General features: G+C 73.0%; 19 protein-coding genes, 7 tRNA genes and 4 pseudogenes. 14 read left to right on the plus strand and 16 right to left on the minus strand.

What is annotated here, in order from left to right; translation table 11 throughout:
• Positions 1–1,685: 1,685 nt before the first annotated feature.
• A pseudogene (locus tag FHR36_RS40500) lies at positions 1,686–2,510 on the minus strand (serine/threonine-protein kinase); the annotation flags it as partial.
• Between the two features lie 405 nt (positions 2,511–2,915).
• On the opposite strand from FHR36_RS40500, the gene FHR36_RS09770 reads away from it, so the two are divergent.
• Entirely contained in the window at positions 2,916–3,110 is a 195-nt protein-coding gene (locus tag FHR36_RS09770; protein WP_253795724.1) for a hypothetical protein, read from the plus strand.
• Positions 3,111–3,320: 210 nt separating this feature from the next.
• Here FHR36_RS09770 and FHR36_RS09775 read toward each other — a convergent pair.
• The 5 genes from FHR36_RS09775 to FHR36_RS09795 form a co-directional block, all read right to left on the minus strand.
• Positions 3,321–3,395 (minus strand) — tRNA-Val (locus FHR36_RS09775).
• 56 nt (positions 3,396–3,451) lie between these two features.
• A tRNA-Val gene (locus FHR36_RS09780) sits at positions 3,452–3,523 on the minus strand.
• Positions 3,524–3,551: 28 nt separating this feature from the next.
• Positions 3,552–3,623 (minus strand) — tRNA-Val (locus FHR36_RS09785).
• Between the two features lie 33 nt (positions 3,624–3,656).
• Positions 3,657–3,730, minus strand: a tRNA-Cys gene (locus FHR36_RS09790).
• Positions 3,731–3,769: 39 nt separating this feature from the next.
• Positions 3,770–3,842, minus strand: a tRNA-Gly gene (locus tag FHR36_RS09795).
• A gap of 325 nt (positions 3,843–4,167) precedes the next feature.
• Here FHR36_RS09795 and FHR36_RS09800 point away from each other — a divergent pair.
• The 3 genes from FHR36_RS09800 to FHR36_RS09810 all read left to right on the plus strand — a co-directional run bounded on the left by FHR36_RS09800 (position 4,168) and on the right by FHR36_RS09810 (position 7,030).
• Positions 4,168–5,184 (plus strand): chorismate-binding protein, encoded by a 1,017-nt coding sequence (locus tag FHR36_RS09800; RefSeq protein WP_253796725.1) that lies wholly within the window; start codon positions 4,168–4,170, stop codon positions 5,182–5,184.
• 68 nt (positions 5,185–5,252) lie between these two features.
• Positions 5,253–6,083 carry an aminotransferase class IV gene (locus tag FHR36_RS09805; RefSeq protein WP_253795726.1) on the plus strand — a complete coding sequence of 277 codons (831 nt, stop codon included), beginning with the start codon at positions 5,253–5,255 and terminating at the stop codon, positions 6,081–6,083.
• Between the two features lie 104 nt (positions 6,084–6,187).
• Entirely contained in the window at positions 6,188–7,030 is an 843-nt protein-coding gene (locus FHR36_RS09810; protein ID WP_253795728.1) for a GNAT family N-acetyltransferase, read from the plus strand.
• A 36-nt stretch (positions 7,031–7,066) separates the two neighbouring features.
• Here FHR36_RS09810 and FHR36_RS09815 read toward each other — a convergent pair whose 3' ends face one another.
• The 3 genes from FHR36_RS09815 to FHR36_RS09825 all read right to left on the minus strand — a co-directional run bounded on the left by FHR36_RS09815 (position 7,067) and on the right by FHR36_RS09825 (position 8,878).
• Positions 7,067–7,564 carry a DsbA family protein gene (locus FHR36_RS09815; protein ID WP_253795730.1) on the minus strand — a complete coding sequence of 166 codons (498 nt, stop codon included), beginning with the start codon at positions 7,562–7,564 and terminating at the stop codon, positions 7,067–7,069.
• Positions 7,565–7,613: 49 nt separating this feature from the next.
• Entirely contained in the window at positions 7,614–8,228 is a 615-nt protein-coding gene (locus tag FHR36_RS09820; RefSeq protein WP_253795732.1) for a CGNR zinc finger domain-containing protein, read from the minus strand.
• 236 nt (positions 8,229–8,464) lie between these two features.
• Positions 8,465–8,878, minus strand: coding sequence for an SsgA family sporulation/cell division regulator (locus tag FHR36_RS09825; protein WP_030056266.1), 414 nt, complete (start codon positions 8,876–8,878; stop codon positions 8,465–8,467).
• 195 nt (positions 8,879–9,073) lie between these two features.
• Between FHR36_RS09825 and FHR36_RS09830 the strand changes: the two genes are divergently transcribed.
• The 3 genes from FHR36_RS09830 to FHR36_RS09840 all read left to right on the plus strand — a co-directional run bounded on the left by FHR36_RS09830 (position 9,074) and on the right by FHR36_RS09840 (position 9,991).
• Positions 9,074–9,574 (plus strand): TIGR02611 family protein, encoded by a 501-nt coding sequence (locus tag FHR36_RS09830; RefSeq protein WP_301329970.1) that lies wholly within the window; start codon positions 9,074–9,076, stop codon positions 9,572–9,574.
• A 63-nt stretch (positions 9,575–9,637) separates the two neighbouring features.
• Positions 9,638–9,709, plus strand: a tRNA-Val gene (locus tag FHR36_RS09835).
• A 210-nt stretch (positions 9,710–9,919) separates the two neighbouring features.
• A tRNA-Val gene (locus FHR36_RS09840) sits at positions 9,920–9,991 on the plus strand.
• 83 nt (positions 9,992–10,074) lie between these two features.
• Here the strand turns inward: FHR36_RS09840 and FHR36_RS09845 are convergent.
• Positions 10,075–10,848 (minus strand): exonuclease domain-containing protein, encoded by a 774-nt coding sequence (locus FHR36_RS09845; RefSeq protein WP_253795734.1) that lies wholly within the window; start codon positions 10,846–10,848, stop codon positions 10,075–10,077.
• A 252-nt stretch (positions 10,849–11,100) separates the two neighbouring features.
• On the opposite strand from FHR36_RS09845, the gene thrS reads away from it, so the two are divergent.
• Together thrS and FHR36_RS09855 are read left to right on the plus strand one after the other, a co-directional pair.
• Entirely contained in the window at positions 11,101–13,080 is a 1,980-nt protein-coding gene (gene thrS / locus FHR36_RS09850) for a threonine--tRNA ligase (protein WP_253795736.1), read from the plus strand.
• 70 nt (positions 13,081–13,150) lie between these two features.
• On the plus strand, positions 13,151–13,717 hold the full coding sequence (locus FHR36_RS09855; protein ID WP_253795739.1) for an HIT family protein: 567 nt from the start codon (positions 13,151–13,153) through the stop codon (positions 13,715–13,717).
• Between the two features lie 57 nt (positions 13,718–13,774).
• Here FHR36_RS09855 and FHR36_RS09860 read toward each other — a convergent pair whose 3' ends face one another.
• The gene (locus FHR36_RS09860) at positions 13,775–15,418 is read right to left on the minus strand and encodes an AbeC-like domain-containing protein (RefSeq protein WP_253795741.1); all 1,644 of its coding nucleotides are present in this window, start codon (positions 15,416–15,418) and stop codon (positions 13,775–13,777) included.
• A gap of 146 nt (positions 15,419–15,564) precedes the next feature.
• Between FHR36_RS09860 and FHR36_RS09865 the strand changes: the two genes are divergently transcribed.
• Entirely contained in the window at positions 15,565–15,984 is a 420-nt protein-coding gene (locus FHR36_RS09865; RefSeq protein WP_253795743.1) for a thiol-disulfide oxidoreductase DCC family protein, read from the plus strand.
• A 76-nt stretch (positions 15,985–16,060) separates the two neighbouring features.
• Here FHR36_RS09865 and FHR36_RS09870 read toward each other — a convergent pair whose 3' ends face one another.
• Entirely contained in the window at positions 16,061–18,088 is a 2,028-nt protein-coding gene (locus FHR36_RS09870) for an elongation factor G-like protein EF-G2 (protein ID WP_253795746.1), read from the minus strand.
• 214 nt (positions 18,089–18,302) lie between these two features.
• Here FHR36_RS09870 and pgsA (FHR36_RS09875) point away from each other — a divergent pair, with 214 nt between their 5' ends.
• The 3 genes from pgsA (FHR36_RS09875) to FHR36_RS09885 are packed head-to-tail and all read left to right on the plus strand — an operon-like array spanning position 18,303 to position 21,045.
• Positions 18,303–18,968 carry a phosphatidylinositol phosphate synthase gene (gene pgsA / locus FHR36_RS09875; protein ID WP_253795747.1) on the plus strand — a complete coding sequence of 222 codons (666 nt, stop codon included), beginning with the start codon at positions 18,303–18,305 and terminating at the stop codon, positions 18,966–18,968.
• On the plus strand, positions 18,965–19,870 hold the full coding sequence (locus FHR36_RS09880; protein ID WP_253795748.1) for a phosphatidylinositol mannoside acyltransferase: 906 nt from the start codon (positions 18,965–18,967) through the stop codon (positions 19,868–19,870). The genes pgsA (FHR36_RS09875) and FHR36_RS09880 overlap by 4 nt, the downstream gene beginning before the upstream one ends.
• A complete protein-coding gene (locus FHR36_RS09885; RefSeq protein WP_253796727.1) occupies positions 19,867–21,045 on the plus strand; it encodes a glycosyltransferase family 4 protein in 1,179 nt (392 codons plus the stop codon). The genes FHR36_RS09880 and FHR36_RS09885 overlap by 4 nt, the downstream gene beginning before the upstream one ends.
• 27 nt (positions 21,046–21,072) lie before the next feature.
• Here the strand turns inward: FHR36_RS09885 and FHR36_RS09890 are convergent, their stop codons facing one another.
• Positions 21,073–21,417 (minus strand): hypothetical protein, encoded by a 345-nt coding sequence (locus FHR36_RS09890; protein WP_253795750.1) that lies wholly within the window; start codon positions 21,415–21,417, stop codon positions 21,073–21,075.
• A 6-nt stretch (positions 21,418–21,423) separates the two neighbouring features.
• Here FHR36_RS09890 and FHR36_RS39230 point away from each other — a divergent pair, with 6 nt between their 5' ends.
• Positions 21,424–21,558, plus strand: a complete 135-nt coding sequence (locus tag FHR36_RS39230) for a hypothetical protein (protein WP_301329971.1) — start codon at positions 21,424–21,426, stop codon at positions 21,556–21,558.
• A 27-nt stretch (positions 21,559–21,585) separates the two neighbouring features.
• Here FHR36_RS39230 and FHR36_RS09895 read toward each other — a convergent pair.
• The 3 pseudogenes from FHR36_RS09895 to pgsA (FHR36_RS09905) form a co-directional block, all read right to left on the minus strand.
• Positions 21,586–22,775: pseudogene (locus FHR36_RS09895) on the minus strand (glycosyltransferase family 4 protein).
• Between the two features lie 9 nt (positions 22,776–22,784).
• Positions 22,785–23,690 (minus strand): annotated as a pseudogene (locus FHR36_RS09900) (phosphatidylinositol mannoside acyltransferase); the annotation flags it as partial.
• Positions 23,687–24,354: pseudogene (gene pgsA, locus FHR36_RS09905) on the minus strand (phosphatidylinositol phosphate synthase). The pseudogenes FHR36_RS09900 and pgsA (FHR36_RS09905), both read right to left, overlap by 4 nt.
• Positions 24,355–24,511: the final 157 nt, after the last annotated feature.

Consider the following 24,511-nt stretch of genomic DNA (forward strand, 5'->3'; position numbering starts at 1 on the left):
GGGAGTCTCCACGGGGACCGGCCGGCCCACCGGGCCGACGATGATCGCGGAGCCTACCGGTCACCCCTCCGGGCAGCCCCGGCACCCCCGGCATCCCCGGCCCCCCGGCACCCGCGCTGAACAGGGACGACCGGCCCGCCACGACCGACCTGTGACGGTGGAACAGTGAGCCAGCCCGCTCAGCCGCCGGTGGCCGCGCCGGTGACCCCGGCGCCCGGCCAGGACTCCTCCAGCCCGCCGTCGCCGCGGACGGTGTAGCGGGTGGACGAGCTCGCCCCGGTCAGGGCGACCCGCTCCTCGCGGATCAGCGCACCGTTCTCCACCCGCCAGCTGGCCACCCCCTGCGGGTCGGCCGCCGAGGCGCGCGACGCGAGCAGGACGGGCGCGTCGCCGGAGAACCCGAACAGCTGCACCAGGTCGACCGGTACGGAGCCCTCGACCCGGCGCAGCACCACCAGCGCCGCCTGGGCGTCGCGGTAGTGGGCGGGCAGCACGGTGGTGAGCGTGACGGTCGCCCCGCCGCCGGTGGTGTGGCCGCCGTTGAGCTTGATCGCCGGTCCGCCCGAGGGGTCGGTGTAGCTGCGGTTGGGCCAGTCGACCGCCGGCGGGGTGCCGACGGCCGGGCCGAGCCCGGAGTCGCCGTGGCCGCTCGCGGCGGCCGAGGGCGCGCCGTCGATGGACAGCGGCGGGCCGCCCGCCGCGGGGGAGGAGGCCGCCGGGAGCGGGTGGAGGCCCTGGCTGTCCCGGTTCTCGCAGCCCTGCGCGGCGGCGATGGCCAGCGCCACACCGATCGTCACGGTCACGAACACCACCAGGCGCTGGCGCATCAGCCGCCGGCGTGCACCGGCCGACCGGCCGGGCAGCGTGCCGTGCGGCCGCTCCCTGGACGTCCCCGGGCGGCCCGGGGCGGGCGTCCGCTCGCGCGCGGGCTCGCCGAACTCCTGACGGGGCATCCGCGCGGTCGTCGCCTGCCCGTGCGGCCGCCGTCCGGGCCGCTCGCCCGGCGCCGTCGGTCCGCCCGGCCGCCCCCGGCCGGCCGCCGAGGCGCCGGACGCGCTCGTGCCCCGGGCTCCACCGGCCGCGCCGCCGTGGCCGACCGGCGCTCCCGGCTGCGCCCCAGGTCCACCAGGTCCACCAGGTCCGGCGTGCCCAGCAGGTCCACCGGGTCCGGGCCGGCCGCCGTGGCCCACCCGGGTCGCCCCGTACGCCTGCGCACCGCGCCCACCGGCCGAACCGGCGGCCCCACCCGGAGCGGCACCGTACGGCCCGGCGGTCCGGTGCCCGTGCTGTCCGGCCCGTCCGCTCCCCGGCTCCGTCCGGCCGGCGCCCGGCCGGGAGCCGTACGGCTGCGCGCCGCGTCCGACCGGCTGGTCCGCCGCGCGGCCGGCCTGCTCCGGCCGACCCTCGGGCCGCTCGCGCCCGACCCGCTCGCCCCGGCCGCCAGCCGTACCGGCGCCCCGCTCGGCGGGGCGCCCGCCGTGCCACTCGGCGTCGTCGAACCCGGCGTCGTCGGCGGCGTGGCCGGGCGCGGGAACCCCCGCGCCCCCGCCCACGCCCGCGACCCCGCCTGCGAACCGGCCGCCGGCCGCCGCCGCTCCGGCCGGGTCCGCAGGGCCGGCGGGCTCCGCCGCGGCCGCGTTCGCGGTGCCGCCGCGCCCGCGCCAGCCGCCCGGCTGGGGCGCCAGGGCGGCGCCGCGGGCGGCCAGTTCGGACAGTCGCTCGTGCAGCGCCGCGGCCGGCGGACGCTCGGTCGGCTCCTTGGCCAGGCAGGCCCGGACCACCGGCGCCAGCACCGGCGGCACACCGGTGAGGTCCGGCTCCTCGTGGACGACCCGGTACAGCATCACCTCGGAGGACGCGCCGGAGCCGAACGGCGACTCCCCGGTCAGCGCGAAGGCCAGCGTGGCGCCGAAGGCGAACACGTCGGTGGCCGGGGTGACGGCGGCGCCGCGGACCTGCTCGGGCGCGAGGAAGCCGGGGGAGCCGACCGCCGTCCCGACGTGGGTGAGCGTGGAGGCGCCGCGCGACCAGGCGATGCCGAAGTCGATGATCCGCGGACCCTTGGGGGAGAGCAGGATGTTGGAGGGCTTGAGGTCGCGGTGGACCACGCCCGCCTCGTGCACCTTGACCAGCCCGTCGGCCAGCGCCGCGCCGACCTGGGCGGCCTCCGCCCAGGGGAGCGGGCCCTCGTCGCCGACCCGCTTGTAGAGCGAGGGGCCGGGGACGTACGCGGTCGCGAGCCAGGGGCGGTCGGCCTCGATGTCCGAGCCGACCACGCGTGCGGTGCAGGCCCCGCGGATCCGCGAAGCGGCCGCGATCTCGCGGGCGAAGCGGGTGCGGAACTCGGAGTCCCCGGCGAGCTCGGCGCGGATCAGTTTGAGCGCGACCCGCTGGCCCTTGCGGTCGGAGCCGAGGTAGACCACGCCCATCCCACCGGCGCCGAGCCGTCGGTGCAGGCGGTAGGGCCCGACGATGCGGGGGTCCTCACGCCGCAACCGCATCATCGCCATGCTCGTTCCCGTCAGCCTGTGGGGTGAGACCCCGTCGGAAATGGGGCATCGTCAAATACTGTCCCGCACAGCTTACGGACAGCGGGTACCGCTCCGCTGAATCGCAACACCCCAAGGACCGGTCCGATTGTCGTATTTCCACCGGGGGTGCGGACGGTCTCGGGGACGCCTCTCAGGGTTCCCTCGGGGATCCGCTCGACCCGGCCTCCCCCTGCGGTAGTACGCGGCGCGTCCGCAGGTCATCCTTCGGGAGGCCCGCGGACGGTACGCCGGCATGACGACCGCCGGCCCCGCCGTCCCTACTGTTGAGTGCAGCGGTGGGCGGACCGCTCGTCCCCCGAGAATCACCCCCGCCCTCCGCGCCCACGTAGCCCGCACAGCAAGCCAGGCAGGAGCAAGAGGATCATGGCACCGCAGCTCGACCGAGCCCTTCGACGCCTCCGGTCCTCCGCCGCGCAGGCCTCCGCCACGGAGACCAGGCACCCGGCGGTGGCACTCGCCATCGCCGTGCCCTTCGCGGTGCTGCTGCTGGCGCTCTTCGGCGGGTGGGAGCAGCTGGCGACCCAGACCAGGGCGGTCGCCGATCTGATCGGGCGCTGACCCCCCGGGGTAGGGGTCGACGCCGGCCGGGGCCGCGCGCCGCACGAACGTGGACGGGCGAGGCGGCCGCATCGAGCGGCTCCGGCACCGCGGTGGCCGGGTACGGAACGTCGGTGAGGGCGTCCGTACCCGGCGCCGTGCTTTCCGCACCCTTCCGGGCGGGTGAAACGACAGGAGCCGTGGTCCCGGAGGACCACGGCTCCCGTGGTGTGGTGCGCGATACTGGGATTGAACCAGTGACCCCTACCGTGTCAAGGTAGTGCTCTCCCGCTGAGCTAATCGCGCTCGGTACTGCTGACCCTGCTGACCTGCACTTACGCTTCGGATCTCGAAGATCCGAGTGCGCGATACTGGGATTGAACCAGTGACCCCTACCGTGTCAAGGTAGTGCTCTCCCGCTGAGCTAATCGCGCCGGGCTGCCGAGCCCCGAAGGGTTCGAGTGCGCGATACTGGGATTGAACCAGTGACCCCTACCGTGTCAAGGTAGTGCTCTCCCGCTGAGCTAATCGCGCGGGGAGGGCTCCCGGCGAACCGGGGGCACCTCTTGGAGGTGGAGACGGGATTTGAACCCGTGTACACGGCTTTGCAGGCCGTTGCCTCGCCTCTCGGCCACTCCACCAGGCAACTTCGAAGAACGATCTTACCCTGTTCTCCATCGAGCGGACGACGAGATTCGAACTCGCGACCCTCACCTTGGCAAGGTGATGCTCTACCAACTGAGCCACGTCCGCCTGTCTCCCGACCGCTTCCCCGTTTTTCTTCGGTTCCGCGTCCCGGCGACGTGTTGAACTCTAGCGGATTCCCGGGCCAGCTGAAAAATCCGTTCCCGCAGCGTGGCGAGGGGATGGCCGTCGGATGGTGATCCGTCAGCCGTCGAACGGCCCTCCGCGCCCCGGTCGCCGGGACGCCGGACGGCCGCCGATCACCCCGCCGACCTAGACTTTTCAGCACCGGGGCGAACCCCCGGCCCCCGCGCCCCGCCCGTGCGGAGCAGCACCCGATCCGTGCAGGAGAACCGTGTCCGGCCGCACCACCCCCCTCAGTCCCGCCCAGCCGATGGCCCGCCTCGGCGGCCGCCTCGCGACCGGACTGCGGGAGGTGAGCTCGGACCCGGCGGTGCTCGACACCGAGGGCTTCTGGGCCGTCGCGTACGACTTCGAGGGGCGCCTCACCTGTGCCCGCTTTGACGAGGTCCGCCCCGACCCGGCCCCGCCGGCCACCGCGGGCTGGCTCGGCCCGCGCGCCGACAGCTGGCACAGCTCGCTGGACCGGGACGGCTACCTGGCCGGCGTCCGGGCGGTCCGGGAGCACATCGCGCGGGGCGAGGTGTACCAGGCCAACCTCTGCCGGGTGCTCTCCGCGCCGCTGCCCGACCCCGACCGGTCCGACATCGACGCCCTCACCGGCCTGCTCGCCCTGGGCAACCCGGCACCGTACGCAGGAACGATTCGGCTGCCCGAGCAGGGGGTGGAGATCGCCACCGCCTCGCCCGAGCTGTACCTGAGACGCGACGGCCGTACCGTGCTCTCCGGCCCGATCAAGGGGACCGGCCGCACCGAGGACGACCTGCTGGAGAAGGACCACGCCGAGAACGTGATGATCGTCGACCTGGTCCGCAACGACCTGGGACGGGTCTGCGGTACGGGCACCGTCACCGTCCCCGACCTGTGCGTGGTGGAGAAGCACCCGGGCCTGGTCCACCTGGTCTCCACCGTCCAGGGCACCCTGCGGGACGGCGCCGGCTGGCCCGAGCTGTTCGCGGCGACCTTCCCGCCCGGCTCGGTGACCGGCGCGCCCAAGTCCAGCGCCCTGCGGATCATCGAGGCGCTGGAGACCGCCCCCCGCGGGCCCTACTGCGGCGCGATCGGATGGGTGGACGCCGACCGCGGCGAGGCCGAACTGGCCGTCGGGATCCGCACCTTCTGGATCGAACGGGACGCGGCCGGCGCCACCCTGCGGTTCGGCACCGGCGCCGGCATCACCTGGGGCTCCGACCCCGCCCGGGAATGGGACGAGACCGAGCTGAAGGCCGCCCGTCTGGTCGCGATAGCGTCGGGCAACAGCCCCCACTGACAGCCGGCCGCCACTGACTGCCGGACCCCACCCCCCACCGACACCCGGCCCCACCGAAGGAGCACGAAGTGATCTGGGTCAACGGATCCCTGGCCGACGGCGACGCCGCCACCCTGCCCGTCCTCGACCACGGGATCACCGTGGGCGACGGCGTCTTCGAGACGGTCAAGGCGGTGGACGGCCGGCTCTTCGCCCTCACCCGCCACCTCGACCGCCTGACCCGCTCCGCCCGCGGCCTCGGTCTGCCCGACCCGGACCACGACGAGATCCGCACGGCGTGCGCCGCGGTGCTCGCCGCCAATCCGATGCCGCTCGGCCGGATGCGGATCACCTTCACCGGCGGCACCGCCCCGCTCGGCTCCGAGCGCGGCGACAGCGGCCCCAGCCTGGTGGTCGCCCTCGGCAGCGCCAAGCACCGCCCCGACACCACCGCCGTGCTCACCGTCCCGTGGCGCCGCAACGAGCACAGCGCCGTCGCCGGACTCAAGACCACCTCGTACGCGGAGAACGTGGTCGCCCTGGCCGCCGCCCACCGGGCCGATGCCTCCGAGGCGCTGTTCGCCAACACCGCCGGACTGCTCTGCGAGGGCACCGGCTCCAACGTCTTCGTGGTGGTCGACGGCCGGCTGCTCACCCCGACCCTGGCCTCCGGCTGCCTGGCCGGCATCACCCGGCAGCTGGTCGTCGACTGGTGCGGCGCCGAGGAGACCGACCTGCCGTTCGAGGTGCTCGGGCGCGCCGAGGAGGTCTTCCTCACCTCCACCCTGCGCGATGTCCAGGCCGTGACCCGGATCGTCGGCTCCGAGGGAGACGAGCGCCAGCTGTCCGGACCCGGACCGGTCACCCTCAAGGCGATGGCCCAGTTCGCCGAGCGCGCCGCCGACGACCTCGACCCGTGAGCCCGCTCCCGGCGCCCCGCCGGCTCGCCCCGCGCCCGGTGACCGCCGGCCCGGTGACTGCCGGCCCGTGACTTAAGGCGGCCCCCACAGGGAATGGGAGCCGCATGACGACCACACTGCGCCCCGCGGGGCCCGAGGAGCCCGCCGCCGGCGGCGGCCGCACCAGACGCTGGCAGATCTGCGTCAACGGCCGTCCGGTCGGCGGCCTGCGCACCACCGCCCAGCCGCGCGGCGACCAGTGGTGGGGCGAGATCGCCGAACTCGAGGTGGTCGAGGGCCACCGGCGCGGCCGGGCCACCGTCGGCGCGCTGGCCGCCGAGGAGGTGCTGCGCGGCTGGGGCTGCACCCGGGTGGACGTCACCGTGCCCGCCGAGTCCACCGGCGGCCTGCGGCTGGCCGAGGCGCTCGGCTACACCGAGCGGATGCGCAACCTCGCCAAGCGCCTGGCCCGATTCCCGGAGCTGCGCACCGATGTGACGGTGCGTCCGATCGGCGAGGCGGACTACGCGCCCTGGCTGGAGCAGGCCAAGGCGGGCTACCGGCACGACCTGACCGCCTCCGGGCTCACCCCCGCCCAGGCGCGGGCCAAGTGCGACGCCGACCACCGCGTCCTGCTGCCGCAGGGACCCGCCACCGAGGGCGTGGCACTGCGGCAGCTGCTGGACGGCCGGGGGACCAGGCTCGGCAGCCTCTGGCTGGCGCTGCGCCAGGACCTGCTGCCGGACGGGCGCCCGCTGGCCTGGGTGATGGTGGTCGAGGTCGAGCAGGCCCACCGCGGCCACGGCTACGGCCGGACGCTGATGCAGGTGGCCGAGCGCGAGTGCCTGTCGGCGGGCGTCCACGACCTCGGCCTCAACGTGTTCAGTGCGAACCGGGTCGCCATCGCGCTCTACGACTCGCTCGGCTACCGGGTCACCCGGCGGACGCTCGGCAAGCCGCTGCTGTGATCCCGGTCCGCCGTCCGCCGGGGATGATGCGCAGGCTCAGCCGGCCGACTTCTCGATCAGCTCGATGATCCGCTCGCGCAGGCCCTCCTGGCTCTGCCCGCCGTCCAGGCGCTGCCCGGCGATCACGTAGGTCGGGGTGCCGGTGACGCCGATCGCCTTGCCCTCGGCCACGTCCGCGTCGACCACGAGCATGTTGCGGCCGTCGATCAGCGCGGTGTCGACCTCCTCGGCGTCCAGCCCGACCGCGGCCGCGATCTCCACCAGCACCTGCGGGCCGCCCTGCTCCACGTCCTCCAGCCGCGCCAGCACGGCCTCCACGTACTCCCAGCCCCGGCCCTGCTCGAAGGCCTCGGCAGCGGCCTCCGCGGCCGCGTAGGCGTGCTTGTGCTTCTCCAGCGGGAAGTGCCGCAGCTCGACGGTCAGCGCGTCGCCGTACCGCTCGCGCAGCGCCCGTACGTCGTCCAGGGCGGTGCGGCAGTCCGGGCACTGGAGTTCGCACCAGAGCTCGAGGCGGGGGAGGGGGGCATCGATCATGCCACCAGTTTCCCAGGTCTCCGGCGGTGCCGGGGACCGGTGCGGACCGTCAGGTCCCGGCCGGCACGGTCTCCGGCGCGGCGGTCTCCTGGGCCGAGGCCTCCTGCGCGGCGTCCGCCGAGCGCTGGCGGGCCCGGTAGGCGGCGACGTGCAGGCGGTTGCCGCAGGTACGGCTGTCGCAGTAGCGGCGGGAGCGGTTGCGGGAGAGGTCGACGAAGACCCGGGCGCAGTCCGGCGCCTCGCAGCGGCGCAGCCGCTCGCGCTCGCCGGCCATCACGATGAACGCCAGCGCCATGCCCAGCTCGGCCGCCAGGTGCCGGCCGATCGCGGCGTGCGGGGCGAAGTAGTGGATGTGCCAGCCGTGGTGGTCGTGGTTGACCAGGCGGGGGGTGGTGCCGGCCTCGGCGACCACCGCGTTGACCAGCTCGGCGGCCTGCTCGGTGGAGTCGGCCGAGAACACCTCGCGCAGCCGGCCGCGCAGGGCCTGGACGGCGGCCAGGTCGGCGGGACCGAGGGAGTCGATCTCGCTGATCGCCTGCTTGACCACGAACGCGCTCAGCGCGGGCACGTCGGCGAGCTGCTCGCTCCCGCACGCCTGGGGCGCGGTGTTGAGCAGCTCCACCAGAATGCTCAGTGCGCACTCGGTGTCATGGGTGATCAGCACGTGGGGGCTCCTCACGCGGCGGGGCCCAGCGGGCGCCCGCACCGGTCATCCCTCCGACTCTACCGGCACCGGACACAGCTGTGCCCCGGTTCGGACTCCGATCGGAGCCCGGACCGGGGCGTCACCCCGAGGCCGCGGAAGACGCGCGGCGGAGTAGGGCGTCCGTGCCCCCGAGTAGGACGGACGCGTCGAGCCTCGCCCCGCCGTCGCACGGGCGGCGGGCGGCTCGGCCGGGGTCAGCTTTCGGCGAGGATGTGGGACAGCTCCCTGTCGAGGTCGAAGTGACGGTGTTCGGTGCCGGGCGGCACCGCGGCGTCGGTGCGCTTGAGGAAGGACTCGAGCGCCCGCGCAGGGGCCTCCAGCAGTGCCTCTCCTTCCGGAGAGCTGAGGGCGATGCAGACCACCCCCTGACCGTGGCTCCGGGACGGCCAGACCCGGACGTCGCCGGTACCGGTGGGTCGGTGCAGCCCCTCCGCGAGGAGGTCTCGGGCGAACACCCATTCCACGGTCTCGTCGGCTCCGGTGTGGAACGTCGCGTGGACGGCGTAGGGGTCGGCGGTGTCGTAGCGCAGGCCCGCGGGGACGGGCAGTGAGGACTCGCTCGACACGATGAGGCGCAGGTGCAGCTCGCAGCTGACCGTGGTGTTCATAAGCGCCAGGGCCTTTCGCTCAGTGTGCGCTCGGGGAATCGCACGTCGGCGAACGGACCATCCCACCTGAAAGGCCCGGGTAAACCCGTACGTGCCGATTCGGGTGCGAGTCGTACCCCTTCCGGCGCATTGCGGAATCGACGCCGGGGCGGCCGCAGGCCCTCTGCGGCAGGGAACTCGGGTACTTTTCCAGGCATGGCTGTAGGAAGCGACGAACGGCGGGTGGAGTCGATGGACGGCGGACCGGGGAGCGACCGACCCGACGGTCTTGACCGGGCCGACGGAGTCGACGGGGCCGAGCCGGACGGGCGGCCGGAGCGCCCCGGGCAACCGGTCGGCTCGCGGGCGCCGCACTTCATCCGGCGCTCGCGCCCGCTGCACCTGAGCTGGCAGGTGTTGATCTTCCTGCTGGGCCTGGCCGTGGTCGGGCTCGGCGTGGTCCTGCTCCCGCTGCCGGGGCCGGGCTGGGTGGTCATCTTCCTGGGCATGGGCATCTGGGCGACCGAGTTCGTCTGGGCGCAGCTGGTGCTGCGCTGGACCAGGCGCAAGGTCACGGAGGCGGCCGAGCGGGCCCTGGACCCGAAGGTGCGCCGGCGCAACCTGGTCCTCACCGGGATCGGCCTGGCGGTGATCGCCGGGCTCGGCGCCTGGTACCTCGGCCGGTACGGGCTCACCGCGCCCTGGAACCTCGGCTGACGGAGTCGGCCGCCGGGGTGTTCGGAGCACCCCCGCCGATGGGGTAATGTTTTCCCTGCACCCGGGCGATTAGCTCAGCGGGAGAGCACTTCGTTCACACCGAAGGGGTCACTGGTTCGATCCCAGTATCGCCCACCGGAATGCAATGGCGTAGGGCTCCGATCAATTAATGATCGGGGCCCTTCGCCATTTCGGCGTGCGTTCCGGTAACTGCTGATGCCTATTCAGTCGACGTGCGCCGGGCGGGTTCTGGCGGGCGCGATCGGCCGGACGGGATCCGGCGGGCGACGGCGGAAGCGATTGGAGTCCGGTGCCCAAGTGGTGCTACAGTTCTTCTCGTTGCCCGGGCGATTAGCTCAGCGGGAGAGCACTTCGTTCACACCGAAGGGGTCACTGGTTCGATCCCAGTATCGCCCACCGAGCACAACACGCAGGCCCCGACGGAGAGTCGGGGCCTGCGGCGTTTTCCGGGCCGTGAGCTGCGCCGGCGCGGGGCCCGCTCAGGCCGCCAACTCGCAGCGGTGGCCGGGCTCCAGGCGTTCGCCGCAACCGCACCGCGCCGGGCGCAGCGGCCAGGAGAGGTCCACCCGCTCCGGCGTGCCGCTCCGGTCGAACCAGCGCTGCAGACCCTGGGCCTGCGCCGCATGCCAGACGGTCTGCCGGAGTTGGAGCTCCGCCGGGGTGAGCGTGCCGAGCCGCTCGGTGTACCGGGCGCCGATCGCACGGACCAGGTCCATCGCCGCGGTGGCGTCCGCGGCGGCGTCGTGGGCGCCCTCGAGCCGTACGCCGTAGTGCAGGCACAGATCGGTCAGGGTGCGCCGGCCGCGACGGTAGCGGTCCACGTACTTGTCCAGCACCCGCGGGTCCAGCACCAGGAGTTCGGCACCGGCCAGGCTCTCGGCGAGCGAACCGGCGCGGTGGCGGCGCAGTTCGCGGTCGAGCAGGGTCAGGTCGTACGGGGCGTTCATCACCACCACCGGAACGCCGGCCCGGGCCTGCTCGGCCAGCGCGCGGGCGACCTCGGCGACCACGGTGCGGGCGGGGCGGCCGTGGCTGCGCACCCGCTCGTTCGAGATGCCGTGGACGGCGCGGGCCTGCTCTGGGATCGGCACCCCGGGGTCGGCCAGCCAGGTGGCGGCCCGCGGTTCGGCGCCGGGAGCCGACTGCAGGACCAGGGCGGCGGAGACGATCCGGTCGGACTCCACGTCCACCCCGGTGGTCTCGGTGTCGAAGGAGGCGAGCGGACCGTCGTACCAGGCTCGAAGCTGCTGCATGACCGACCCCCTCGGCAGATCCCGCGCGGCGCGCCGCCGAGGACCGGTGGTGCGCCGCACTCTGCGGTGGTGATACCGCAGTTGACGCGTCCTCAATCGCTCCGCGCGCGGCGGCTCACGATTCGTGACCGATCGGTTACCGGAGCGGCCGTCCGGGCCCCGGCTCGGGTGCGCGGCCGGGGCCCGCGGCTCGGTACCATGCACAGGCAGCGACGTGTTGCGAAACAGTAGCCAGAGCGTCAGGAGAGACCGGTGACGGACGTCCGGATCATCATCAACCGCGAACCCGATCGGGAAGAGCGCGTGGTGACCACGGGCACTACGGCCGCCGACCTCTTCGCCGACGACCGCTCGATCATCGCCGCCCGGGTGGCGGGCCAGCTGAAGGACCTCGCGTACGCCGTCCAGGACGGCGACGAGGTCGAGCCGGTCGTCATCTCCAGCCCCGACGGCCTCGACATCCTGCGCCACTCGACCGCGCACGTGATGGCCCAGGCCGTGCAGGAGATCTTCCCGGAGGCCAAGCTCGGCATCGGCCCGCCGATCAAGGACGGCTTCTACTACGACTTCGACGTGGAGAAGCCGTTCCACCCCGACGACCTCAAGGCTGTCGAGAAGAAGATGCAGGAGATCATCAAGCGCGGGCAGAAGTTCTCCCGCCGGGTGGTCACCGACGAGGCCGCCCGCGAGGAGCTGGCCGGCGAGCCGTTCAAGCTGGAGCTGATCGGCCTCAAGGGCTCCGCCGCCACCGCGGGCGAGGGTGCGGACGTCGAGGTCGGCGCCGGCGAGCTGACCATCTACGACAACCTGGACCCGAAGACCGGCGAGGTGTGCTGGGGCGACCTCTGCCGCGGCCCGCACCTGCCCTCCACCCGGCACATCCCGGCGTTCAAGCTGATGCGCTCGGCCGCCGCCTACTGGCGCGGCAGCGAGAAGAACCCGCAGCTGCAGCGCCTGTACGGCACCGCCTGGCCGACCAAGGACGAGCTCAAGGCCCACCTCGAGTTCCTCGAGGAGGCCGCCAAGCGCGACCACCGCAAGCTGGGCAGCGAGCTCGACCTGTTCTCCATCCCGGAGGAGATCGGCTCCGGCCTCGCCGTCTTCCACCCCAAGGGCGGCATCATGCGCCGGGTGATGGAGGACTACTCGCGCAAGCGCCACGAGGAGTCCGGCTACGAGTTCGTCTACTCGCCGCACGCCACCAAGGGCACGCTCTTCGAGCTCTCCGGCCACCTGGACTGGTACGCCGACGGCATGTACCCGCCCATGAAGCTCGACGGCGACATCGACTACTACCTGAAGCCGATGAACTGCCCGATGCACAACCTGATCTACCGCGCGCGTGGCCGCTCGTACCGTGAACTGCCGCTGCGGCTCTTCGAGTTCGGCACCGTCTACCGGTACGAGAAGTCCGGCGTGGTGCACGGCCTGACCCGCGCCCGCGGTTTCACCCAGGACGACGCCCACATCTACTGCACCCGTGAGCAGATGGCGGACGAGCTCGACTCGCTGCTCACCTTCGTGCTGGACCTGCTGCGCGACTACGGCCTGAACGACTTCTACCTGGAGCTGTCCACCAAGGACCCGGAGAAGTACATCGGTTCGGACGAGGACTGGGCGGAGGCGACCGAGACCCTGCGGGCCGCCGCCGAGAAGCAGGGCCTGGAGCTCGTCCTCGACCCGGCCGGCGCCGCCTTCTACGGCCCGAAGATCTCGGTCCAGGCCAAGGACGCGATCGGCCGCACCTGGCAGATGTCCACCATCCAGGTCGACTTCCAGCTGCCGCAGCGCTTCGAGCTGGAGTTCCAGGGCCAGGACGGCAACCGCCAGCGCCCGGTCATGATCCACCGTGCGCTGTTCGGCTCGATCGAGCGCTTCTTCGCGGTGCTGCTGGAGCACTACGCTGGCGCCATGCCGCCGTGGCTGGCCCCGGTCACCGTGGTCGGCATCCCGATCACCGACGAGCACGTGCCGTACCTGCGCGAGGTCGCGGCCGAGCTGAAGAAGCACGGCATCCGGGTCGACGTGGACGCCTCCGACGACCGCATGCAGAAGAAGATCCGCAACGCCCAGAAGGCGAAGATCCCCTTCATGCTGATCGCGGGCAACGACGACGTCGAGGCCGGCGCGGTGTCCTTCCGCTACCGCAACGGCGAGCAGAAGAACGGCGTGCCGGTGGCCGAGGCCGTCGCGGAGATCGTGGACGCGGTGGAGCGTCGCATTCAGGTCTGACGACCGTCCGCAGTGGGGCAGGCTCGGCCGAGTCTGCCCCACTCCGGTTTGAACGGTGGCGGCTCCGAATATGCTGATCAGCATGATGAGTGAGCCGGAACTGCAGCAGGGCGTCGGCGAGCCGGACGGGTTCCGGCGCCTGTGGACCCCCCATCGGATGGCCTACATCCAGGGCGAGAACAAGCCCACCGGGCCGGCCCCGGACGACGGCTGCCCGTTCTGCTCGATCCCGAAGCTCAGCGACGAGGACGGGCTGATCATCGCCCGCGGCAGCTCGGTCTTCGCGGTCCTCAACCTGTACCCGTACAACGGCGGCCACCTGATGGTCGTCCCGTACCGGCACGTCGCCGACTACACCGACCTCGACGACGCCGAGACGGCGGAGCTGGCCGACTACACCAAGCGCGCGATGACCGCGCTGCGGGCCGCCTCCGGCGCGCACGGCTTCAACATCGGCATGAACCAGGGCGCCGCGGCCGGCGCCGGCATCGCCGCCCACCTGCACCAGCACGTGGTGCCGCGCTGGGGCGGGGACACCAACTTCATGCCCGTGGTCGGCCACACCAAGGTGCTGCCGCAGCTGCTGGCCGACACCCGCAAGATGCTCGCCGACGTCTGGCCGCAGGGCCGACAGTGACAGACGAAGGGGGGCGGGGACCGCGTAGGTCCCCGCCCCCCTTCGGTGTGTCCCGGCCTACCCGGCGTCGTAGCGGTCGACCCGGTACGGGCGGCTGCCCTGCATCTCCGACTTGAGGATGTTCGAGCGGTTGGTGAACCGCTCGATGCTCACGTCGTGCTCCGCCAGGAACTCCATCACCGCGGCGTGGATCACGTTCACCACCGGCGTCGACGCGTAGATCGCGTCGTCCGACTTGAACCGGCTGGCCCAGGTGGCGTCCGTCCACGCCTGGCGCAGGCAGAACGGCTCCGGCAGGCCGATCGACCCGCCCAGGTAGGTCAGCAGGGTGGGCATCTTGTGGAACGGCGCCCGGACCGCCTGGCGCACCACCTCGTCGTCGTCGACCAACGGCAGCTGGATCGTCTGGTTCTCCCAGCGCCGGAAGGTCTTCGGGATGTCCTTCTCCTTCGGCTTGGGCTTGGCCATGAACCACGGCACCAGCGGACCCAGCGCGTAGCCGGTCACGTGCACCTGCAGGTTGTTGTGCAGCACCACCACCTCGACCAGCATCGTGGTCACCAGCTGGCCCTTGTGCAGGACGTACTGGATCGCGATCCGGTGCCGCGGGTCGCTGCCGAAGGTCTGCTTGTTGGCCAACTCCTGGAGGGCGAAGTCGCGCATCCGGTAGTTGTCCATCTCGGGACCGCCGGGGCGGCCGATCTCGTCGGCCCCCTCCGGGATGTCCTGAACCATCCACTGGTTGATGGCCGCCTTCGGCATGCCACCGTTCGGGATCTCGCTTCCGGTGAGGCTGCCGAGCCGCTCGGTGATCTTGCGGGTGAGGTCGCCGGTGTGGAAGACCCGGAAGTCCTCGTGCCCCTCGGCCGGCTTGAGGTCCTCGCGCAGACCCCAGTCGCCCCACCGGGAGCCGACCCCGAGCACGCCCTTGGGGCCCGCGTAGTGCTGGACGTTGGTCTCCTGCTCGGCGGCCAGCCGGTCCAGCGAGTCCTTGAGGTCGACCGCCTTCTTGTCCAGGTGGTCGCGCGGGACGGCCTTGGGCACGGTCGCCGCCACCGGGTTGCCGCCGACCAGGTCGCCCCAGCGGGCGCGCTGCTCCAGCACCGAGCGCACCACGATCCGCTTGGCGAGCAGCCAGCCCACCACCGGCATCAGCATCATCACCCGGACGTACAGCGACCACAGCCCGCTCACCGGCGGGCGGAGCGCGAAGAGCAGTGCCAGACCGCAGGCCAGCAACAGCGAGAGCGTGCCGTAGAAGCCGTCCCGGGCGGCGCTGCGGTTGCGGCCGAGCCAGGCCTTGGCCTGGTAAGCGGCCAGCCAGATGAGCGTGCCGGGCAGGAAGAGCACCCCGAACACGAAGGTGATCGTGGACAGCTGCTTGTCACGGGCGTCGCGCAGGTCCTGGGCGGCGAGGCAGTGCTCGACCACCGCGCGGGCGTCGGTGCCGAACGACGGCACCAGCGGGTTGCGCTTGGCCGCCAGGGTGCGGTCGATCAGCGCCCGGCTGAACGCCTCGCCGGCACTCGGCCGGAACAGCTCGGACTTGCCGGGCTTCCACTTCACCCCGGCCAGGCCCTCGAGTTCCTTGTGCTCGCCGGTGCGGTACGCCGCGGAGGAGAGCGCCTGGGTGACCGCGGTCTGGTTTCCGACGTCCATCCGGGGAATCTGCGCACCCGGGGTCATGTCGAGCGTACTCATCGGTTGAGCTGCCCCTCCTCCCCTTGTCAGCGGCAGGCTACCGTGCGGCGGCCCCGCTGCGCGGATGATCGTCCGAACCGCAGTCACATCTCGGCCGTCGCCCGGCCTACCCGTGATGGTGCCCACGATGCGGCAGGATCAGACGCATGGCCGATGACATCTCGCGCGATCCGGTGCTGGTGTACGACGGGGACTGCGCCTTCTGTACCACCTGCGTCCGCTGGGCCGAGCGCTATCCGCGGGCGAGCCTGTCCTCCGCCGGCTGGGACGCCGTCCCGTTCCAGCGCGCGGACCTGGCCGGACTCGACGCCTTCACCGGCGGCCGCGGCCAGGTCACCCGGCAGCGGGCCGAACGCGAACTGCTCTGGATCACCCCCTCCCGCCGGGTGTACGGCGGCGCCCAGGCCGCCGCCCGGCTGCTGCTGCGCTCCGGCGGCGCCTGGGCGTGGGCCGGGGCGCTGCTCACCCTCCCGCCGGTCCGCCCGCTCGCCGAGGCGGTCTACCGGACGGTCGCCCGGCACCGCCACCAACTCCCCGGCGGCACCCCGGCCTGCGAGCTGCGCTGACCCTCACCCCTCCGGGACCCCGGCCGGCGGCATCGGGCTCCCCCTCGGTCGATGCGAGGGGGAGCCCGGTGGTGCGTCAGGAGGCGCGTTCGTACTGGCCGGCCAGGTTGGCGGGCATCGGGGAGTGGCGGACGTAGCTGCGGGTGAACTCGCCGGTGCCGTGGGAGAGGGAGCGCAGCTCGACGGGGTAGCGGGTGAGTTCGAGCTCGGGGACCTCGGCCCGGACCAGGCTCATGCCGGGCCCGCCGTTCTCGGTGCCGAGGACGTGGCCGCGGCGCGAGGAGAGGTCGTTGAGGACGGCGCCCTGGTACTCGTCGGGCAGCAGGATCCGCACCTCGTCGACCGGTTCCAGGAGTTGGACCTTGACCTGGGAGGCGGCCTCCCGCAGGGCGAGCGCGCCGGCGGTCTGGAAGGCGGCGTCGGAGGAGTCCACCGAGTGCGCCTTGCCGTCGGTAAGGGTGACCCGGACGTCGACCATCGGGTGGCCGTGGATGCCGTGCAGGAGCTGGGCGCGGACGCCCTTCTCCACCGAGGGGATGAAGTTGCGCGGCACCGAGCCGCCGACCACCTTGTCGACGAACTCGAAGCCGCCGCCGGGCAGCGGCTCCACGGTGAGGTCGCAGATCGCGTACTGCCCGTGGCCGCCGGACTGCTTGACGTGCCGTCCGTGCCCGCTGGCGGCGGAGCCGAAGGTCTCGCGCAGGGCGACCTCGTACGGGACGGAGTCGACGTGCACGCCGTAGCGGGTGCGCAGCCGGTCGAGGAGGACGCCGAGGTGGGCCTCGCCGGTGCACCAGAGGACGAGTTGGTGGGTGTCGGGGTTCTGCTCGACGCGCAGGGTCGGGTCCTGGGCGGCGAGCCTGGCCAGGGCCTGGGAGAGCTTGTCCTCGTCGGCCTTGGAGTGGGCCTCGACGGCGCAGGGCAGCAGGGCCTCGGGCAGCGGCCAGGGCGGGATCAGCGCGCCGTCGGTGGTGAGGGTGTCCCCGGTGCGGGCGCCGGTCAGCTTGGCGACCGAGACCAGGTCGCCGGGCAGGGCCAGCGGCATCGGGCGCTGCTGGCGGCCGAAGGGGGAGCTGAGCGCGGTGATCCGCTCGTCGGGGCGGTCGGCGAGGTGGACGGTGGTGTCGGGGCGCAGGGTGCCGGAGAAGATCCGCAGCAGGCTGAGCCGGCCGACGTACGGGTCCTCGCCGGTGTGCACGACCTGGGCGGCCAGGGTGGCGTCGGGGTCGCAGGCGGGCAGGTCGTCGGTGCGGTCGAGCGGGGAGGGGAAGGCGGCGGCGATCAGGTCGAGGAGTTCCTCGCAGCCGCCCGCCTCGGGGGCCGGGGAGACCGCCAGGACCGGGTGCAGGGTGCCCTGGACGACCTCGCGGTGGACGGCCTCGGTGAGGGCGCCGGTGTCCAGCTCCTCGCCGTTGAGGTAGCGCTCGAGCAGGGTGTCGTCCTCGCCGGCGATGGCCTCGGCGAGGCGGGCGCGGGCGTCGGCGAGGTCGCCGGGGTCCTCGGGGGAGCCGTAGTGGCGGCCGGTGAGCAGGTCGATCGAGCCGTGCAGGTGGCCCTCGCGCAGGTCCCAGTGGTGCAGCGGCAGGACGGTGTCGGGATGGCCGTCGCCGAAGGCGTCCTGGAGGGTGAGCAGTACCTCGTCCAGCTGGACGCGGGCGGTGTTGAGGTGGGTGAGCACGACGGCCCGGGGGATGCCGGCGGCGGCGCACTCGCGCCACAGGGCGAGCACCGGGCGGCTGACCTCGTCGGGGGCCGAGTGCACGAAGAGGACGGCCTCGGCGGCCCGCAGTCCGGCGTGGAGTTCGCCGCCGAAGTCGGCGTAGCCGGGGGCGTCCAGCAGGTTGATCTTGACGTCCTGCCAGGCCAGGGGGAGGAGCGAGAGCTGGACGGAGCGCTGCTGCTGGTGCTCGATCTCCTCGTGGTCGGAGACCGTGGTGCCCTCGGGGACGCTGCCGGCCCGGGTGAGGGCGCCGGCGGTCAGGGCGAGGGCCTCGGCGAGGGTGGTCTTCCCGGCTCCGCTGGCACCGACCAGGACCACGTTGCGGAGCCGGTCAGGTCGTTCGACGGTCGGTGCGGGGGTGTGGGTTGCTGCCCGGTCCGGCATGGCTGGCCTCCTGCCGTTGACTGCCGTGGACGCGCGGTGGGAGCCGTGAGCGCCGCGCGACGTCGGGGACCGGTGCGGCTCGGGGGCGTGGGGCGGCAGAGCTCACGATCAGCGTGGATACCATTGTCCAGCCGGGCGGGCCGATCCGCTCGGCCGCCCGCCGGCCGCCCGGGCCCGGGTGGAGACCGGTGAGATCGGAGCGGACCGGAAGGCCATGCTCAACAAGTACGCGCGTGCCTTCTTCACACGTGTCCTGACGCCGTTCGCCGCGCTGCTGCTGCGCTGGGGCGTGAGCCCCGACGCGGTGACGCTGATCGGCACGGCCGGATCGGTGGCCGGTGCGCTGGTGTTCTTCCCCCGGGGTGAGTTCTTCTGGGGCACCATCACCATCACCCTGTTCATCTTCTCCGACCTGGTCGATGGCAACATGGCCCGCCAGGCCGGGCGGTCCAGCAAGTGGGGCGCGTTCCTGGACTCCACCCTGGACCGGGTCGCGGACGCGGCCATCTTCGGCGGCCTCGCGATGTGGTACGCCGGTAAGGGAGACAACGACCTGCTCTGCGCGGTCGCGCTGTTCTGCCTGGCCAGCGGCCAGGTGGTGTCGTACACCAAGGCCCGGGGCGAGAGCCTGGGCTTCCCGGTGGACGTGTCGGGCCTGGTGGAGCGGGCCGAGCGGCTGGTGATCAGCCTGGTCGCGGCCGGTGTGGCGGGCCTGCACGAGTTCGGCCTGCCCTATGTGGAGTGGCTGCTGCCGTTCGCCCTCTGGGTGGTCGCGGCGGGCAGCCTGGTGACGGTGGCGCAGCGGATGCTCACCGTCCGCAGGGAGGCCTTCGAGCTCGAGGGCGCGGGGGCCGGAGTCGAGGGGGCGGAGAAGTCGTGAAGGAACGGTTGGTCGACGGCGCGTACGCGGCGGGCTGGGCGGGGCTGCGGCACCTGCCGGAGCCGGTGGCCCGCGGACTGTTCAACCTGATCGCGGACATCGCCTGGCGCCGCGAGGGCAAGGGCGTGCGCCAGCTGGAGGCCAACCTGGCCCGGGTCCACCCGGACGCGGACGCCGCGCGGCTGCGCGAGCTGTCCCGGGCCGGCATGCGCTCCTACCTGCGGTACTGGATGGAGTCCTTCCGGCTGCCCACCTGGAGCCTGGACCGGATCGCCGCCGCCATGCCGGTCAAGGGCCTGGAGCCGCTGCACGAGGCGATGGCGGCCGGCCGCGGCGCGATCCTGGCCCTGCCGCACATGGGCAACTGGGACCTGGCCGGCGCCTGGATCGCCTCGGCCGGCGGCTACCCGTTCACCACCGTCGCCGAGCGGCTCAAGCCCGAGTCGCTGTTCGACCGCTTCGTGGCGTACCGCGAGGGCCTGGGCATGGAGGTGCTGGCCCTGACCGGCTCGGACATCTCGGTGGTCGGCACCCTGGCCCGCCGGCTGCGCGAGGGCAAGCTGGTCTGCCTGGTCGGCGACCGCGACCTGTCCGAGCAGGGCGTGCCGGTCGACTTCTTCGGCGAGCAGACCCGGATGCCGGCCGGCCCGGCCGCGCTGGCCGTCCGTACCGGTGCCGCGCTGTTCCCGGTGACGCTCTGGTACGACGGCCCGGTGATGCACGCCGAGGTGCACCCGGAGGTCGCGCCGCCCACCGGGGACGACAAGAGCGAGCAGGCCGCCGCCATGACCCAGGCGATGGCCGACGTCTGGGCGGAGGGCATCCGCGAGCACTCGGTCGACTGGCACATGCTGCAGAAGCTGTGGCTGTCCGACCTGACGCCGAGGGGGCCGCAGCAGTGAAGATCGGCATCGTCTGCCCGTACGACTGGGACGTCCCCGGCGGCGTGCAGTTCCACATCCGGGATCTCGCCGAGCACCTGATCAAGCTCGGCCACGAGGTCTCCGTGCTCGCCCCGGCCGAGGACGACGACGCGCTGCCGCCGTACGTGGTGTCGGCCGGCCGCGCGGTGGCCGTCCCGTACAACGGCTCGGTGGCGCGGCTGAGCTTCGGCATCCTGTCCGCCGCCCGGGTGCGGCGCTGGCTGCACGAGGGCCGGTTCGACATCCTGCACGTCCACGAGCCGGCGTCGCCGAGCCTGTCGATGCTGGCCGCCTGGTCCGCCACCGGGCCGATGGTGGGCACCTTCCACACCTCCAACCCGCGCTCCCGCGCGATGATCGCCGCCTCGCCGATCCTCCAGCCCAGCCTGGAGAAGATGAGCGCCCGGATCGCGGTCAGCGAGTACGCCCGCCGGACCCTGGTCGAGCACCTCGGCGGCGACGCGGTGGTCATCCCCAACGGCGTCGACGTCCGCTTCTTCGCCGACGCCGAGCCCGAACCGCGCTGGCAGGGCGGCGCCCTGGACGGTGGCGCCGGGACGATCGGCTTCATCGGCCGGATCAACGAGCCCCGCAAGGGACTGCCGACCCTGCTCGCCGCGCTGCCGCGGATCCTGGCCGAGCGGCCGGGCGTGCGGCTGCTGGTTGCCGGCAAGGGCGACGAGGAGGAGGCGGTGGCCGGCCTCGCGCCGGAGGTCCGGGCCCAGGTGGAGTTCCTCGGCATGGTCTCCGACCGGGAGAAGGCCAGCCTGCTGCGCAGCGTCGACCTGTACGTGGCGCCCAACACCGGTGGCGAGAGCTTCGGCATCATCCTGGTCGAGGCCATGTCGGCGGGTGCGCCGGTGCTGGCCAGCGACCTGGACGCGTTCCGGCAGGTGCTGGACGGGGGATCGGCCGGCGAGCTGTTCCCGGTCGAGGACGCGGACGCGCTGGCCGACGCGGCGGTGAAGCTGCTGGGCAATCCGCAGCGGCTGCAGGAGCTGCGGGAGGCGGCCTCGCGGCACGTCCGTCGCTTCGACTGGGAGACGGTCGGGGCCGAGGTGCTCTCCGTCTACGAGACGGTCACCGACGGCCGCCCGCCGGTCGCCGACGTCGAGCCCACCGGCTGGCGCGGACGGCTCGGCCTCGGCGGCTGAGGGTCCGTCGTCCGGCGGACCCTCGCGTCACCGCTGCGGCCGCTCGATCATGATCAGGTCGCACTCCATGGTGACCGGGTCGCCGCTGGCGGGCGGCCGGTGGAAGCTGCCGTCGCTGATCGACAGGTTGAGGATCGGGTACGCGGCGAAGTCCGGTCCCACCCCGGTGTGGTCGGAGTACGCGGCGGTCAGCCGGTCCAGGTCGGGGCCGGCGTACCAGGTGGTGTTGTCGGCGCCGAACCGGGCGCCGATGTAGATCCAGCGGTCGGCGCCGACCGCTGGATCTACATCGGCGCCCGGTTCGGCGCCGACAACACCACCTGGTACGCCGGCCCCGACCTGGACCGGCTGACCGCCGCGTACTCCGACCACACCGGGGTGGGACCGGACTTCGCCGCGTACCCGATCCTCAACCTGTCGATCAGCGACGGCAGCTTCCACCGGCCGCCCGCCAGCGGCGACCCGGTCACCATGGAGTGCGACCTGATCATGATCGAGCGGCCGCAGCGGTGACGCGAGGGTCCGCCGGACGACGGACCCTCAGCCGCCGAGGCCGAGCCGTCCGCGCCAGCCGGTGGGCTCGACGTCGGCGACCGGCGGGCGGCCGTCGGTGACCGTCTCGTAGACGGAGAGCACCTCGGCCCCGACCGTCTCCCAGTCGAAGCGACGGACGTGCCGCGAGGCCGCCTCCCGCAGCTCCTGCAGCCGCTGCGGATTGCCCAGCAGCTTCACCGCCGCGTCGGCCAGCGCGTCCGCGTCCTCGACCGGGAACAGCTCGCCGGCCGATCCCCCGTCCAGCACCTGCCGGAACGCGTCCAGGTCGCTGGCCAGCACCGGCGCACCCGCCGACATGGCCTCGACCAGGATGATGCCGAAGCTCTCGCCACCGGTGTTGGGCGCCACGTACAGGTCGACGCTGCGCAGCAGGCTGGCCTTCTCCCGGTCGGAGACCATGCCGAGGAACTCCACCTGGGCCCGGACCTCCGGCGCGAGGCCGGCCACCGCCTCCTCTCTCGTCGCCCTTGCCGGCAACCAGCAGCCGCACGCCGGCCGCTCGGCCAGGATCCAGGCGGCAGCGCGGCGAGCAGGGTCGGCAGTCCCTTGCGGGGCTCGTTGATCCGGCCGATGAAGCCGATCGGTCTCCGGCGCCACCGTCCAGGGCGCCGCCCTGCCAGCGCGGTTTCGGGCTCGGCGTCGGCGAAGAAGCGGACGTCGACGGCCGTTGGGGATGACCCACCGCGTCGCCGCCGAGGTGCTCGACCAGGGTCCGGCGGGCGTACTCGCTGACCGCGATCCGGGCGCTCATCTTCTCCAGGCTGGGCTGGAGGATCGGCGAGGCGGCGATCATCGCGCGGGAGCGCGGGTTGGAGGTGTGGAAGGTGCCCACCATCGGCCCCGGTGGCGGACCAGGCGGCCAGAATCGACAGGCTCGGCGACGCCGGCTCGTGGACGTGCAGGATGTCGAACCGGCCCTCGTGCAGCCAGCGCCGCACCCGGGCGGCGGACAGGATGCCGAAGCTCAGCCGCGCCAACCGAGCCGTTGTACGGGACGGCCACCGCGCGGCCGGCCGACACCACGTACGGCGGCAGCGCGTCGTCGTGCCTCGGCCGGGGCGAGCACGGAGACCTCGTGGCCGAGCTTGATCAGGTGCTCGGCGAGAATCCCGGATGTGGAACTGCACGCCGCCGGGGACGTCCCAGTCGTACGGGCAGACGATGCCGATCTTCACTGCTGCGGCCCCCTTCGGCGTCAGGTCGGACAGCCACAGCTTCTCGGCAGCATGTGCCAGTCGACCGAGTGCTCGCGGATGCCCTCCGCCCAGGACGTCGGCCATCGCCTGGGTCATGGCGTGCGGCCTGCTCGCTCTTGTCGTCCCCGGTGGGCGGCGCGTACCTCCGGGTGCACCTCGGCGTGCATCACCGGGCCGTCGTACCAGAGCGTCACCGGGAACAGCGCGGCACCGGTACGGGACGGCCAGCCAGCGGCCGGGCCCGGCCGGCATCCGGGTCTGCTCGCCGAAGAGAGTCGACCGGCACGCCCTGCTCGGACAGGTCGCGGTCGCGACCAGGCAGACCAGCTTGCCCTCGCGCAGCCGGCGGCCAGGGTGCCGACCACCGAGATGTCCGAGCCGGTCAGGGCCAGCACCTCCATGCCCAGGCCCTCGCGGTACGCCACGAAGCGGTCGAACAGCGACTCGGGCTTGAGCCGCTCGGCGACGGTGGTAACGGGTAGCCGCCGGCCGAGGCGATCCAGGCGCCGGCCAGGTCCCAGTTGCCCATGTGCGGCAGGGCCAGGATCGCGCCGCGGCCGGCCGCCATCGCCTCGTGCAGCGGCTCCAGGCCCTTGACCGCGCATGGCGGCGGCGATCCGGTCCAGGCTCCAGGTGGGCAGCCGGAAGGACTCCATCCAGTACCGCAGGTAGGAGCGCATGCCGGCCCGGGACAGCTCGCGCAGCCGCGCGGCGTCCGCGTCCGGGTGGACCCGGGCCAGGTTGGCCTCCAGCTGGCGCACGCCCTTGCCCTCAGCGGGCGCCAGGCGATGTCCGCGATCAGGTTGAACAGTCCGCGGGCCACCGGCTCCGGCAGGTGCCGCAGCCCCCGCCCAGCCCCGCCGCGTACGCGCCGTCGACCAACCGTTCCTTCACGACTTCTCCGCCCCCTCGACTCCGGCCCCCGCGCCCTCGAGCTCGAAGGCCTCCCTGCGGACGGTGAGCATCCGCTGCGCCACCGTCACCAGGCTGCCCGCCGCGACCACCCAGAGGGCGAACGGCAGCAGCCACTCCACATAGGGCAGGCCGAACTCGTGCAGGCCCGCCACACCGGCCGCGACCAGGCTGAATCACCAGCCGCTCGGCCCGCTCCACCAGGCCCGACACGTCCACCGGGAAGCCAGGCTCTCGCCCCGGGCCTTGGTGTACGACGACCACCTGGCCGCTGGCCAGGCAGAACAGCGCGACCGCGCAGAGCAGGTCGTTGTCTCCCTTACCGGCGTACCACATCGCGAGGCCGCCGAAGATGGCCGCGTCCGCGACCCGTCCAGGGTGGAGTCCAGGAACGCGCCCCACTTGCTGGACCGCCACGGCCTGGCGGGCCATGTTGCCATCGACCAGGTCGGAGAAGATGAACAGGGTGATGGTGATGGTGCCCCAGAAGAACTCACCCCGGGGGAAGAACACCAGCCGACACGGCCACCGATCCGGCCGTGCCGATCAGCGTCACCGCGTCGGGGCTCACGCCCCAGCGCAGCAGCAGCGCGGCGAACGGCGTCAGGACACGTGTGAAGAAGGCACGCGCGTACTTGTTGAGCATGGCCTTCCGGTCCGCTCCGATCTCACCGGTCTCCACCCGGGCCCGGGCGGCCGGCGGGCGGCCGAGCGGATCGCCCGCCCGGCTGGACAATGGTATCCACGCTGATCGTGAGCTCTGCCGCCCCACGCCCCCGAGCCGCACCGGTCCCCGACGTCGC

The organism is Kitasatospora cinereorecta, assembly GCF_024172095.1.
Classification (GTDB): Bacteria; Actinomycetota; Actinomycetes; order Streptomycetales; family Streptomycetaceae; genus Kitasatospora; species Kitasatospora cinereorecta.